Annotated in this window: 8 protein-coding genes; 6 read left to right on the top strand and 2 right to left on the bottom strand. The window is 62.2% G+C overall.

Annotation, left to right across the window (positions count from 1 at the left end; genetic code table 11):
• Positions 1–201: 201 nt before the first annotated feature.
• From ptsP to OQ248_RS06410, 4 genes are read left to right on the top strand one after another with little or no spacing between them, the layout of a single operon-like run.
• Complete coding sequence (ptsP, locus tag OQ248_RS06425; protein ID WP_265812342.1) at positions 202–3,063, top strand: phosphoenolpyruvate--protein phosphotransferase; 2,862 nt, start codon at positions 202–204, stop codon at positions 3,061–3,063.
• A complete protein-coding gene (gene pfkB / locus OQ248_RS06420; RefSeq protein ID WP_265812341.1) occupies positions 3,063–4,004 on the top strand; it encodes a 1-phosphofructokinase in 942 nt (313 codons plus the stop codon). The genes ptsP and pfkB overlap by 1 nt, the downstream gene beginning before the upstream one ends.
• A gap of 11 nt (positions 4,005–4,015) precedes the next feature.
• Positions 4,016–5,749 (top strand): PTS fructose-like transporter subunit IIB, encoded by a 1,734-nt coding sequence (locus OQ248_RS06415; protein ID WP_265812340.1) that lies wholly within the window; start codon positions 4,016–4,018, stop codon positions 5,747–5,749.
• Between the two features lie 59 nt (positions 5,750–5,808).
• On the top strand, positions 5,809–7,350 hold the full coding sequence (locus OQ248_RS06410; RefSeq protein WP_265812339.1) for an alkaline phosphatase D family protein: 1,542 nt from the start codon (positions 5,809–5,811) through the stop codon (positions 7,348–7,350).
• 55 nt (positions 7,351–7,405) lie between these two features.
• Here OQ248_RS06410 and OQ248_RS06405 read toward each other — a convergent pair whose 3' ends face one another.
• Positions 7,406–9,934, bottom strand: coding sequence for a sulfite reductase flavoprotein subunit alpha (locus OQ248_RS06405; RefSeq protein ID WP_265812338.1), 2,529 nt, complete (start codon positions 9,932–9,934; stop codon positions 7,406–7,408).
• Between the two features lie 132 nt (positions 9,935–10,066).
• Positions 10,067–12,385 carry a TonB-dependent siderophore receptor gene (locus tag OQ248_RS06400; RefSeq protein WP_265812337.1) on the bottom strand — a complete coding sequence of 773 codons (2,319 nt, stop codon included), beginning with the start codon at positions 12,383–12,385 and terminating at the stop codon, positions 10,067–10,069.
• 207 nt (positions 12,386–12,592) lie between these two features.
• On the opposite strand from OQ248_RS06400, the gene OQ248_RS06395 reads away from it, so the two are divergent.
• Together OQ248_RS06395 and OQ248_RS06390 are read left to right on the top strand one after the other, a co-directional pair.
• Positions 12,593–13,273 (top strand): Fe2+-dependent dioxygenase, encoded by a 681-nt coding sequence (locus tag OQ248_RS06395; protein WP_085729567.1) that lies wholly within the window; start codon positions 12,593–12,595, stop codon positions 13,271–13,273.
• A complete protein-coding gene (locus OQ248_RS06390) occupies positions 13,274–14,032 on the top strand; it encodes a tetratricopeptide repeat protein (RefSeq protein WP_265812336.1) in 759 nt (252 codons plus the stop codon). It abuts the gene before it with no gap.
• The last annotated feature ends 227 nt before the right edge of the window (positions 14,033–14,259 follow it).

The raw sequence follows: 14,259 nt of genomic DNA, 5'->3' as shown, positions 1-14,259 counted from the left end.
AGGATGAGACATTATCGAGTAACGTGCCGATCAATCTAGATTAAACGTTTCAGCAGGCGTATTTTCTACGTTTTAGACGCCTTTGGCCGGTTCTGCCGTGAAACCGCCAAAACTGCCTCCTGAAAGGGAAGCCTACAAGCGCCTAAGCTGCAACCATTCAAAACAATACCTGGCGCACCAACGCGTCAAAAAGGAGATCGCATGCTCGAGCTCACTGTAGAGCAGATATCCATGGGCCAATCGGCTGTGGATAAACCCGCCGCTTTGCAATTGCTGGCCAGTCATCTGGTCGCTGATGGTCTGGTCGCCGACGGTTACCTGGCCGGATTGCAGGCGCGGGAAGCCCAGGGCTCGACCTTTCTCGGTCAGGGGATTGCGATCCCCCATGGCACGCCCGAAACCCGTGACCAGGTATTTGCTACCGGCGTGCGGCTGATGCAGTTTCCCGACGGCGTGGACTGGGGCGATGGCCAGATCGTCTATCTGGCCATCGGCATCGCGGCCAAATCCGACGAGCACCTGCGCCTGCTGCAATTGCTGACCCGCGCTCTCGGCGAGACCGATCTGGGCCAGGCCCTGCGCCGCGCCAGTTCGCCCGAAGCGCTGCTGAAACTGCTGCAGGGCGCGCCACAGGAACTGGCGCTGGACGCGCAGATGATCGGCCTCGGCGTATCTGCCGACGATTTCGAAGAACTGGTCTGGCGCGGGGCGCGCCTGCTGCGTCAGGCTGATTGCGTGAGCAACGGTTTTGCCGGTGTATTGCAGCAGGTCGAAGCGCTGCCGCTGGGCGATGGCCTGTGGTGGCTGCACAGCGAGCAGACCGTGAAGCGTCCAGGGCTGGCGTTCGTCACGCCGGACAAACCGATGCGTTACCTCGGCCAGCCCCTCAGCGGTCTGTTTTGCCTGGCCAGCCTCGGCGAAGCGCATCAGGCGTTGCTCGAGCGTTTGTGTGCATTGCTGATCGAAGGTCGCGGCCATGAACTGGGCCGTGCCACCAGCAGCCGCAAAGTCCTCGAAGTGCTCGGCGGCGAATTGCCGGCCGACTGGCCGAGTGCGCGTATCGCACTGGCCAACGCCCATGGCTTGCATGCGCGGCCGGCGAAGATCCTCGCGCAACTGGCGAAAAGTTTTGACGGTGAAATCCGTGTCCGCGTCGTCGACGGTCAGGACAGCGCCGTATCGGTGAAGAGCCTGAGCAAACTGCTGAGCCTCGGTGCCCGTCGTGGTCAGGTGCTGGAAATCATCGCCGAGCCGAGCATCGCTGCCGATGCCTTGCCGGCCTTGCTGGCGGCCATCGAAGAAGGCCTCGGCGAAGAAGTCGAACCGTTGCCGGCCGTGAGTCAGCAGCGCGAAATCATTGACGATATCGCCGAAGTCTTGAGCGCCCCGGCCTCCGGTAGCCTGCTGCAAGCGATTCCCGCCGCCCCCGGCATTGCCATCGGCCCGGCACACATTCAGGTCCAGCAAACCATCGATTACCCGTTGCGTGGCGAGTCCGCTTCCATCGAACGTGAACGCCTCAAGCAAGCGCTGGCCGATGTACGTCAGGACATTCAAGGTCTGATTGAACGCAGCAAGGCCAAGGCGATCCGCGAGATTTTCATCACCCATCAGGAAATGCTCGACGACCCGGAACTCACCGATGAAGTCGACACCCGCCTCAAGCAAGGCGAGAGCGCCGAAGCGGCATGGATGGCGGTGATCGAGGCCGCCGCAAAACAACAGGAAGCGTTGCAGGACGCCTTGCTCGCCGAACGTGCCGCCGATCTGCGCGACATCGGGCGTCGGGTGCTGGCGCAACTGTGCGGCGTGCAGACGCCTGCCGAGCCTGAGCAACCGTACATTCTGGTGATGGATGAGGTCGGCCCGTCCGACGTGGCGCGGCTTGATCCGGCGCGGGTCGCGGGGATTCTCACCGCCCGGGGTGGCGCCACCGCTCACAGCGCCATCGTGGCTCGTGCTCTGGGGATTCCGGCACTGGTCGGTGCGGGCGCAGCGGTGTTGCTGCTGAAACCGGGCACGCCGTTGCTGCTCGACGGCCAGCGCGGTCGCCTGCATGTCGATGCCGATGCCGCTACCTTGCAACGCGCCAGCGAAGAACGCGACACCCGCGAACAACGCCTGAAAGCCGCCGCCGAACAACGTCATCAACCGGCGCACACCACCGACGGCCACGCCGTGGAAGTGTTCGCCAACATCGGCGAGAGCGCCGGCGTCGCCAGTGCAGTCGAGCAGGGCGCCGAAGGCATCGGTCTGCTGCGCACCGAGCTGATTTTCATGGCTCACCCGCAGGCGCCGGACGAGGCGACTCAGGAAGCCGAATACCGTCGCGTCCTCGACGGCCTCGCCGGTCGGCCGCTGGTGGTGCGTACCCTCGACGTCGGCGGTGACAAACCGCTGCCGTATTGGCCGATTGCCAAGGAAGAAAACCCGTTCCTCGGTGTGCGCGGTATTCGCCTGACCTTGCAGCGTCCGCAGATCATGGAAGCGCAGTTGCGCGCCTTGCTGCGTTCGGCGGACAACCGTCCGCTGCGCATCATGTTCCCGATGGTCGGCAGTGTTGAAGAGTGGCGTCAGGCGCGCGACATGACCGAACGCCTGCGCCTGGAAATCCCAGTCGCCGACCTGCAATTGGGGATCATGATCGAAGTGCCGTCCGCAGCCTTGCTGGCGCCGGTGCTGGCCAAAGAGGTGGACTTCTTCAGCGTCGGCACCAACGACCTGACCCAATACACCCTGGCCATCGACCGTGGTCATCCGACCCTGTCCGCCCAGGCAGACGGCCTGCACCCGGCGGTGCTGCAACTGATCGACATCACCGTGCGCGCGGCCCATGCCCATGGCAAATGGGTCGGTGTGTGCGGCGAGCTGGCGGCAGATCCGCTGGCGGTGCCGGTGCTGGTCGGCCTCGGTGTGGATGAATTGAGCGTCTCCGGACGCAGCATCGCCGAGGTCAAGGCGCGCATCCGCGAACTCAGCCTAACCCAGACGCAAACCCTAGCTCAACAAGCCCTGGCCGTGGGCAGCGCCAACGAAGTGCGCGCATTAGTGGAGGCCCTGTAATGGCCAAGATTCTTACCCTGACCCTCAATCCGGCGCTGGACCTCACGGTGCAGTTGTCGCGTCTGGAACCCGGTCAGGTCAATCGCAGCGACGAGATGCACACCCATGCCGCCGGTAAAGGCGTGAACGTCGCGCAGGTGCTCGCCGATCTCGGTCATCAGCTGACGGTCAGCGGCTTTCTCGGTGAAGACAATCTGCAGGCGTTCGAAAACCTGTTCGCCAAACGCGGCTTCGTCGACGCCTTCATCCGCGTTCCGGGCGAGACCCGCAGCAATATCAAGGTCGCGGAACAGGACGGACGAATCACCGACATCAACGGCCCGGGCCCGGTGGTCGGCGTGGTGGCGCAACAGGCGTTGCTGGATCGGCTGGTGCAGATTGCGCCGGGGCATGACGCTGTGGTGGTGGCCGGCAGTCTGCCGCGCGGGGTCAGTGCGAAGTGGTTGCGCGCGTTGATCGAGCGCCTGAAAGCCCTGGGCCTGAAGGTGGCACTGGACACCAGCGGCGAAGCGTTGCGCACCGCACTCAAGGCCGGCCCGTGGCTGATCAAACCGAACACCGAAGAACTGGCCGACGCGCTGGGGTGTGAAGTGCTGTCCCACGTCGCAGAGGCAGAAGCGGCCAGTCGTTTACACGCTCAAGGCATCGAGCATGTGGTGATTTCCCACGGTGCCGACGGTGTGAACTGGTTCAGCGTCGGCTCGGCGTTGCATGCCACGCCGCCGAAGGTCAGCGTCGCCAGCACGGTCGGTGCCGGCGATTCTTTGCTGGCCGGCATGCTCCACGGTCTGCTCAGCGCCGACACGCCGGAACAGACCCTGCGCACGGCCACGGCGATTGCGGCGCAGGCGGTGACCCAGATCGGTTTCGGTATTCACGATGCTGCGCAACTGACGCAGCTCGAACAGGGCGTGCGCGTGCGCCCCCTGACAGAACAATAAGAGGGTTTGTCATGAAGTTAGCCATTGTCACGGCCTGCCCGAACGGCATGGTCACCAGTGTGCTGTGCGCCCGGCTGCTGGATGCCGCGGCCCAGCGTCAGGGCTGGAGTACCAGCGTCGAAGTGGTGGATGCGGCGCATCCGGAACGCGCCTTGTCGGCGGCCACCATCGAGGCGGCGGAATGGGTGTTGCTGGTGGCCACCGGCGACATCGACATGACGCGTTTCATCGGCAAGCGCGTATTCCGCATCGCGCCGGCGCAAGCGTTGCAGGATGTCGAAGCGGTGCTGCGTCGCGGTGCCGAAGAAGCCGAAATCCATGTCGCCGGCGAAGTTGCCCCGGCTGCCGTCGAGCAACGCGTGCCGCGCATCGTCGCCGTCACTGCATGCCCGACCGGCGTGGCCCACACCTTCATGGCTGCCGAAGCGCTGCAGCAGACGGCCAAGCGTCTGGGCTATGAGTTTCAGGTAGAAACCCAGGGTTCGGTAGGGGCCAAAAATCCCCTGAGCGCTACGGCGATTGCCGAGGCCGACGTGGTGCTACTCGCGGCGGATATCGAAGTCGCCACCGAGCGTTTCGCTGGCAAAAAGATCTACCGCTGCGGCACCGGGATCGCCTTGAAGCAATCCGAAGCCACACTGAAAAAAGCCCTGGCCGAAGGCAAGCAGGAAAGCGCTGCGAGCGACGGCAAGGCTCCGGCCAAACAAGAGAAAACCGGCGTCTACAAACACCTGCTGACCGGTGTGTCGTTCATGTTGCCGATGGTGGTGGCGGGCGGCTTGATGATCGCTTTGTCGTTCGTGTTCGGCATCACCGCGTTCAAGGAAGAAGGCACGCTGGCGGCGGCGCTGATGCAGATCGGTGGCGAGACCGCGTTCAAATTGATGGTGCCGTTGCTGGCCGGTTACATCGCCTACTCGATTGCCGACCGTCCGGGGCTGGCGCCGGGGATGATCGGTGGTTTGCTGGCGAGTACTTTAGGCGCCGGCTTCATCGGCGGGATCGTCGCCGGTTTCATCGCCGGTTATGCGGCGAAGCTGATCAGTCGTTATGTGGCATTGCCGCAAAGTCTGGAAGCGCTGAAGCCGATTCTGATCATCCCGCTGTTCGCCAGCCTGATCACCGGGCTGGTGATGATTTACGTGGTCGGCAAACCGGTGGCCGGGATGCTCGCGGCGCTCACGCATTTTCTCGACAGCATGGGCACCACCAACGCGATCCTGCTCGGTGTGCTGCTGGGCGGCATGATGTGCGTCGACCTCGGCGGGCCGATCAACAAGGCTGCGTATGCGTTCTCGGTGGGGCTGCTGGCCTCGCAGAGCTATGCACCGATGGCCGCGACCATGGCCGCCGGCATGGTGCCGCCGATCGGTCTGGGCATCGCCACCTTCATCGCCCGGCGCAAGTTTGCCCAGACCGAGCGCGAGGCGGGTAAAGCGGCGTTGGTACTGGGCTTGTGCTTCATCTCCGAAGGGGCGATTCCGTTTGCCGCGAAAGACCCGTTGCGGGTGATCCCGGCGAGCATTGCCGGCGGTGCGCTGACCGGTGCGCTGTCGATGTACTTCGGCTGCAAGCTGATGGCGCCCCACGGTGGTCTGTTTGTGCTGGCGATCCCGAATGCGATCAACCATGCGCTGCTGTACCTGCTGGCCATCGTTGCGGGCAGTTTGCTGACGGCGGTGGTGTATGCGTTGGTCAAGCGGCCGGAAGCGGTCGAGCTGGCGCTGGAGCCGGCCAACGCCTGAGGTGTCACACCCGCTTCATCTGGTGATGGTTAAGTTTTCCTTTTTTCAGGGAGAACAGCATGAGCGATTTCAACCTCGGTCGCCGGCGCGTGATGCAAGTGGTCGGCGCCGGTTTGCTGATGCCGGGGCTGGCCCCGGCAGTCATTGCTTCGGTCAAGGATCGACCGCAACTCACCGACGGCGTGCAGTCCGGCGACCTGCAAGGCGACCGGGCGATGATCTGGAGCCGCAGCGACCGCCCGGCGCGGATGGTGGTGGAGTGGGACACCCGCAGTCAGTTCCGCCATCCTCGACGCGTCATCTCCGCGCTGGCCGATGCCAGCAGCGATTTCACCGCCCGCGTCGAACTCACCGGATTGCCCGTCGATCAGGCGATTTTCTATCGCGTGTATTTTAAGGACGCCCAGACCGGCGTCGCCAGTGAGCCGTGGCTCGGCCACCTGCGCAGTGCACCGACGGCGCGGCGCAATATCCGATTCGTCTGGAGCGGCGACACGGTCGGCCAGGGCTTTGGCATCAACCCGGATATCGGCGGCATGCGCATCTACGAATCCATGCGTTTGCGCCTGCCGGACTTCTTTATCCACAGCGGCGACACCATCTACGCCGACGGCCCGGTGCCAGCGCAACTCACCACCGAAGGTGGCCGCGTGTGGCGCAACCTCACCACAGAAGCCAAGAGCAAGGTCGCCCAGACCCTCGACGATTATCGCGGCAACTATCGCTACAACCTGATGGATGAAAACATCCGTCGTTTCAACGCCGAAGTGCCGCAGATCTGGCAGTGGGACGACCATGAAGTGGTCAACAACTGGTCGCCGGGCAAGCAGCTCGACGAGCGTTACCAGGAAAAAGATATCCACACCCTGGTCGGGCGCGCGCGTCAGGCCTGGCTCGAATATTCGCCGATGCGCCGTCAGGCAGCAGACGGTGGCGGGCGGATTTATCGCAAGCTGAGCTACGGGCCGATGCTCGATGTATTCGTGCTCGACATGCGCAGCTATCGCGGCGCCAACGACGACAATCTCGGCGCGGAAAAACCGTTCCTCGGGCGTGAGCAACTGAACTGGCTCAAGCGCGGATTGAAGGCCTCGAAAGCCCAGTGGAAAGTCATCGCGGCCGACATGCCGATCGGTCTGGGCGTGCCGGACGGTGAAGTCAGCCCCGGCGTGCCGCGTTGGGAAGCTGTGGCCAACGGCGATCCTGGTCCGGCTCAGGGGCGCGAGCTGGAAGTGGCCGAATTGCTTGGGTTCCTGCGTAAACATCAGGTGCGCAACTTCGTGTTCCTGACAGCGGATGTGCATTACTGCGCGGCGCATCACTATCACCCGGATCGCGCGGCGTTCCAGGATTTCGAACCGTTCTGGGAGTTTGTCGCAGGGCCTCTGAATGCCGGGAGTTTTGGGCCCAATCCGCTGGACAAGACTTTTGGTCCGGAAGTGGTGTTCCAGAAAGCACCGCCGACGCAAAACGCCTCGCCGTTTGCCGGGTTCCAGTTTTTTGGCGAGGTGAATATCGAGGGGCAGAGCGGGGAGATGAGCGTGGTGTTGCGGGATCTGAACGGGGTGGCGGTGTTTGAGCAGAAGTTGCTGCCGACCTGAGTTCAGCGTAAACAAACTGTGGGAGCGAACTTGCTCCCACAGTTGTTATTTATGGTCAGTAAACGTCGCGACGATAGCGACCCTGTTCGATCAGGCGTTCGACTTCTTCGGCGCCAAGGATGTCATGCAGCGCCAGGTCGACGCCTGACGCCATCCCTTGCAGGCTGCCGCAGATGTAGATCACGGCACCGTCCGCCAGCCACTTCTTCAGTTCACCCGCCGATTCGCGCAAGCGGTCCTGCACGTAGATCTTCTCGGCCTGATCCCGGGAGAACGCCAGGTCCAGTCGTGCCAGATCGCCATTGATCAACCACTCTTCGAGTTCTGCGCGACAGAGGAAATCGTGTTCCCGATTGCGCTCGCCGAACAACAGCCATTGGCGCTGCTGCCCGTCGGCAATCCGCGCCTTGAGCAGGCTGCGCAAACCGGCAAGGCCGGTGCCGTTGCCCAGCAGGATCATCGGCACAGGCTGGTTCGGCAGGTGGAAACCGCTGTTGCGCCGCACCCGCAGGCTGATGCTGCCGCCCACCGGAGCGTGCTCGGTCAGCCAACCGGAGCCGATGCCGAGGGTGCCGTCGCTGTGCTGTTCCTGACGCACGATCAGTTCCAGCACGCCGTCGGCGGCAATCGAAGCGATCGAGTATTCGCGCATCGCCAGCGGCACCATCGCATCCACCAGCGCCTGAGCGTGCAGGCCTACCAGATGGGCGCGGTGTTCGGGCAACTGGCGGGTGGCGAGGGCCACTTCCAGCGACTCTTCCAGGCCGTTGACCTTCACGCTGGTCTCGCCACGAATGCCGAGGCCGTCGAGGAAATGTTCGATGGCCCACGGGCAGTTGCGCGGCAGTACTTCCACCAGGTCGCCGGCCAGCCAGCTGCTGGTATCCGGTGCGGAGAGTCCCAGCAGAAACACCGGTGAACCGCTGCTGTCAGGGTTCATCAACTCGCGACGGACCAGCGTCCAGTTGCCGTAGCTCGGTGCCTGCCAGGTGTCGACCGGCACCTGGCCGGTGATCAGGCCGAGCTGGGTCTGCCAGTGCCGCAGCGCGTAAGGGTCGCCGCTATCGACTTCCACCGGGGCGAACAGGGTCTTGCCGCCATGCTCCCCCAGCCATTGATGCAGGCGCCGGGCGAAACCGCAGAAGTGCTGATACTGGCGGTCGCCGAGACCGAGCACCGAGTAGTTGAGGTTGTTGAGAGCCGAGGTTCGGGTCAGCACTTTGCGTTCGAAACCGCGGGCGCTGTCCGGTGCCTCGCCATCGCCGAAGGTGCTGACCACGAACAGTGCGTTGTCCGATTCCTGCAGATCCTGCTCGCTGACATTCGCCAGCGGCTGCACCTTCACCGGCAGGCCGGCAGCCTGCAACTGGCCGGCGGTCTGCCACGCCAGTTGCTCGGCAAAACCACTCTGGCTGGCGAAGCCGATCAGCCACGTCGGGCCATCGCCGGCCGGTTGTTCGAGACCCTGACGGGCATCCTTGATCTGCTTTTTCTTGCGTCGGCGATCCAGGTACAACAGCCAGCCAGTGATGAAAAACAGCGGCATCAGTACCGCCGCGACGGTCACGATGATTCGCCCGACCAGACCGAAATAGCTGCCGACGTGCAGCGCATAAATGCTGGTCAGCAATTGCGCCTTGAAGCTCTTGTCGGCGTAGCGGTCGACCCGTTTGACGACGCCGGTGGCCGGGTCGAGGGTGATCTGGTTCAGCGCGCGCTCGTGGGGCGAGTTGTCGAGCAGGTAGAACACGGTCGCCGGTTGGCCGGCCACGGGCGGCATGCGGATGTTGTAGGAGGCGAGGCCTGGACCTGCTGCGCTGTAGATGCTGATCCACATGGCTGCGTAATCGGCAGTCGGCGCCGGACCTTCGGGAGCCGGGCCACGACCGCCGCGCACGCGCTCGTTTTGCGGCGCATCCGACAGCAATTTCGTCAGGCCTTTGTTGTACCACTCGTAGGACCAGGACAGTCCGGTCAGCGCCAGCAGCAGGTAGACCAGCATGCACCAGGTGCCGAACACCGAGTGCAGGTCCCAGTTGAAGCTGCGGCCCTTTTTCTTCCAGTCCAGGGTCAGCCAGACGCGCCAGCTGTTCCACTGACGCGGCCAGCGCAGATAGAGGCCTGACAGGCAGAAGAACAGCAGCATCAGAGTGCAGGCGCCGGTGATGTTGCGGCCGGTATCGCCCATGGCGAGGAACCGGTGTAGTTGCAGCATCAGGCCGAAGAAGTCCTGACCGGTGGCCTCGCCCTTGAACTCGGCGGTGTAGGGATCGAAGTAACGCATCTCGCCACGGCGCTCGCCTTTCGGCGGGGTGAACCAGACGCGCCCGGCGGTGCCGCTTTCGGTTTCGACCGAGAGCATCGAGACTTTCTTGCCCGAGGCAGCTTCGATCTGCGCCACCAGATCGGCGGGCGGCAGGACGCCGGCGACCTGTTTCTCCACCTGCAGCACGGAGGGGTTGAGGGCTTTCAGGATCTCGTCCTGAAACGAATAGGCAGCGCCGGTGATGCCCATCAGGGCCAGCACCAGCCCGGCAGTGATGCCAAAAAACCAGTGCAACTGGAACAGGGTTTTCTTCAACACGTCGCTAGCCTTGTCCGTTCGAAAGTGGTGTTCACGGCGTGCATTATGCCGTGGGTTATCGAGAAACGTTCTTTATTACGCACAAAAGCCCCGTTCAAGTGAATGAACGGGGCTCGAGACGTCCCTCTTCGATCAGAAGTGGAAGTTGGTGCTCAGCAATGCCGTGCGGCCCGCCGCCTGGTTGGCGAAGTGAGTCGAGAAGGCTTTGTCGTAGTAGGTTTCGTTGGTCAGGTTCTGCACGTTCAATTGCAGGTCGACGTTTTTGCTCAGCTTGTACGCGGCCATTGCGTCGTAGCGAACATAGGAATCGACCATGGTGGTGTTGGCCACGCTGCCGTACACGTCATCCACGTAGAACGCACCGCCACCGATGGTCAGCTTCGGCGTGACCTGGTAAGTGGTCCACAGGCTGGCGCTGTTTTTCGGCGTGTTAGGCAGTTCGTTGCCGTCGGTGGCACGGTTCAGCGGGCCGCCATCAACCTGTTCGCTGTCCATGTAGGCGTAACCGGCGAACACTTGCCACTTGTCGGTGATCTTGCCGCTGGCAGACAACTCGATACCTTGTACACGAGTCTTGCCGGCGTTTTCGTACGAGGTGGTATCAACCTGGACACGAGCGTTTTCTTTCTCGGTGCGGAAGATGTCGGCGGTCAGCGACAGGCGATCGTTCAGCAGATCCCACTTGGTGCCGATTTCGTAGTTCTTGGTGGTTTCCGGCTCCATGTCGCTCTTGAGCAGGTTGCCGCTGCGATCGGTGGTGCCGCCCAGCGGGTTGCCGTCCATGCCTTCGCCGAGGGTGTTGCCCGGTGGCGTGGCGGAGGTGGCGTAGGACGCATAGATGCTGCCGTTCTCTGCCGGTTTGTAGACGATGCCGAACTGACCGGTGACGAACTCGCTGGTGTCAGCGCCTTTGGCGGTGGTGGTGCCAGCGTTGGTGTAGGTGTGGTAGCCGGTTTCGAAGTGGTCGTAACGCAGGCCCATGTTCACCAGCCATTGCGAGGACAGTTCCAGAGTGTCGAACACATACAGCGCGTAGGTATCGGACTGGGTGTCGGTACCGGCATAGTTGCGCGAGATCGCGCCGTTCCACGGATCGTTCGGGTTCGGGTTCGACAGCGAGGTGCAGTTGTAGCCGCTCGACGCGCCGATCATCGACGGGGTGCAGTTGGTGGTCGCGGCGCTGGTGCGCGGCGTGGTGTCGGTGTTGACGTTGTACGAGGATTTGCTGCTTTCCTCACGGGTGTATTCGACACCGGTGGAGAAGCTGTTCTTGAAGCCGGCAACGTAGAAGTTGCCGAACAGGTCAGTCTGGTTGGTGGTGGTCTCGGTGTTGCTCACGCGAGTGTTCGCACGACGCCAGACGCTGCCGTTGTTGACGTTGCCCTTGCTGTCGTCCGGCTGGGTCAGGATGTAGTCCTGCATGCTGGTGCCGTGACGCAGGGTGTTCTTGATGGTCAGCGAGTCGCTCAGGTCGTGCTCGATGGCGAAGGTCGCGGTGTCGGTGCGGCCCTTGCGGAAGTCGCGACCGTCCAGACCGTAGAAGTTGCTGTGATCGCCACCCGAGTACGGTTTGTCCGGGTTGGACTTGGTACGTGCCGCCGAGCCAGCCTTGGGAATGGTGTACGGGATGCCCGAGTCCGGGGTGTCGTTGCTTTCGAGATGGTAGTAGTCGAGGTTGACGCGGGTGTCGGTGCCCAGGCCGAAGGCCAGGGACGGCGCGATGCCCCAACGGTCGTAGTCGACGCTGTCGCGACCGGCGACGTTGCTTTCGTGGCTCATCAGGTTCAGACGGCCGGCAGCGGTGTCGCTGAACTGGTAGTTGCCGTCGAGGGTGTAGCGCTGGGTCTGGTCGGAGCCCCAGGTGAAACCACCGTCGAAGGAATTGCCCAAGTGTGCTTTCTTGCTCACCAGGTTGATGCTGCCGCCAGCCGCGCCGCGACCGCCGATGGCGGAGTTCGGGCCCTTGCTGACTTCAATGTTTTCCACGGCGAAGATCTCGCGGCTCTGGGAGCCGGTGTCGCGCACGCCGTCGAGATAGGTGTCGCCCTGGGCATCGAAACCACGGATGAACGGACGGTCGCCCTGTGGGTTGCCACCTTCACCGGCACCAAAAGTGATGCCCGGTACGGTGCGCAGCGCATCCTGCATGTTCAGGGCGCCGGTGTCCTTGAGGACTTGTTGCGGAATAACGGTAACCGAGCGCGGTGTGTCGACCAGCGGCGCGGTGTACTTGGGCGAGGAGGCCTTCTCGACCTGGTAGGACGTCGAGTCCTGGGCTTCGCCGGTGATGGCGGTGGCGTCCAGGGCAATGGCATTGCCGGAGGCTTTGCTGTCGGTCTTTTCGGCCGCGAACACCATGTGGCCTGCGGAGCCTGCGGTCAGTGCGACGCCGATGGCAGAGGCGAGCAGACGTGGTGAGCTGACGGGTAATTGTGCGTGTTGACGTGACATTTTTATTCCCCTCCCCAAGGATTTGAGGCGGCGGAATATAGGGTAAACAGGTATTCGTATCAATTGCGAAACATTGTTATTCGCGACGAATTTACATTCTTTACAATTTAACCTTACGGTTTTTGCCGATTCATTCGTCTAGCGGGTTTTACACAGCCAATAAGAATCAATACCATTGCCGCCTCTTTGCCATCAGGTGACTTCGACATGCTGCTGCACATCCCCGCTCTGTTCGAGAAAGACGAAGTGCGGCGCATCCGCGAGGCTCTGGAACAGGCTGACTGGGCCGATGGCAAGATCACCGCCGGCTATCAATCGGCCAAGGCCAAGCACAATCTGCAGCTGCCCGAAGGTCATCCGCTGGCCAAGGAAATTGGCGCCGCGATGCTTGAACGCCTGTGGAAAAATCCGCTGTTCATGTCGGCTGCGCTGCCGCACAAAGTATTTCCGCCGTTACTCAACTGCTACACGGCGGGTGGCAGTTTTGATTTCCACATCGACAACGCCGTGCGTCAGCCCAAGGGCAGCATCGAGAGGGTGCGCACGGATCTGTCGGCCACGTTGTTCTTCAGTGAGCCCGAGGATTACGACGGCGGCGAGCTGGAGATCCAGGACACCTATGGCACCCAGCGCGTGAAACTGCCCGCCGGCGACATGGTGCTGTACCCCGGCACCAGCTTGCACAAGGTCAACGCCGTCACGCGCGGCGCACGTTATGCGTCGTTCTTCTGGACACAAAGTCTGGTGCGTGAAGACAGCCAGCGTGCGTTGCTGTTCGAGATGGACGGCGCGATCCAGCAACTCACCCAGGACATGCCCGATCACCCTTCGCTGATCCGCCTCACCGGCACTTATCACAACCTGCTGCGTCGCTGGGTCGAGGTGTAAGTGGCGGACTTTCGGTTACGTCGCGAAGAAGTCCTCGACGGCGAACGGCTCACCGCCATGCTCGAAGAAAGTCCGGCTCGCGCGGCTCAGGCGATTCTGATGGCGGCGGGAGAAGGTGTGCTCGAAGCTCAGGCGCTGCTCGGGCAGATTCTGCTCGATGGTCATGGGATTGCTCAGGATCAGCCGCTGGCATTGCGCTGGTTTGAAATCGCCGCCGGGCAAGGTCATCTGATGGCGCGCAACATGCTCGGTCGCTGCCATGAACATGGATGGGGTTGTGCGGCCGACGCGGCGGTTGCCGCCAGGCATTATCGCGTTGCAGCGGACGCCGGGCTGGACTGGGCGATGTACAACCTCGCCAATCTGCTGGCGACCGGGCGCGGTGTAGTGGTTGATCATCTTCAGGCCATGGCGCTGTATCAGTGCGCGGCCGAAGCCGGGCATGCCAAGTCGATGAACCTGTTCGGGCGTTATCTGGAAGAAGGGCAAGTGTGCCCGGCGAATCTGGAAGCGGCCCGTGACTGGTATCGACGCTCGGCCGAGGGCGGGGATTTTCGCGGACAGTTCAGTCATGCGGCGGTGCTGGCGGATGAGGGGCGCGTTGATGACGCGCTGGTCTGGCTGGAGAAAGCATTGGCCGTCGGTAATCTGAATTTCCTGCGAGTCGCCAGTGTGTCTTTGTTGAATGCACAACATCCGCAAATCCGTGCGATGGCCGATGCTTATAAGTTGCGGCTGGCAGAGCTGGCTGGTTTGTAATTATTTATTCTTCAGTGGGTTGTTTTTATACAGTTGATTGGGCTGTTGTCAGCTAGTCGTGCGGGTGAGTGATGGTGTTGTCTTGAATTCTAATATTTAGGATCTTGTTGGTTGTTATCTTGCTGCCCTAAGGTTGTTTTGCGATATCGATGCTCAAGTTGGAATGACTCGCTTGATGGTATCGAATATCCAATATGATTTTATTTAATATCCGAAGAAGACAAGGA

The organism is Pseudomonas sp. COW5 (assembly GCF_026240005.1).
Taxonomy (GTDB): domain Bacteria; phylum Pseudomonadota; class Gammaproteobacteria; order Pseudomonadales; family Pseudomonadaceae; genus Aquipseudomonas; species Aquipseudomonas kribbensis.
This window is presented reverse-complemented; position numbering and strand designations above follow the sequence as displayed.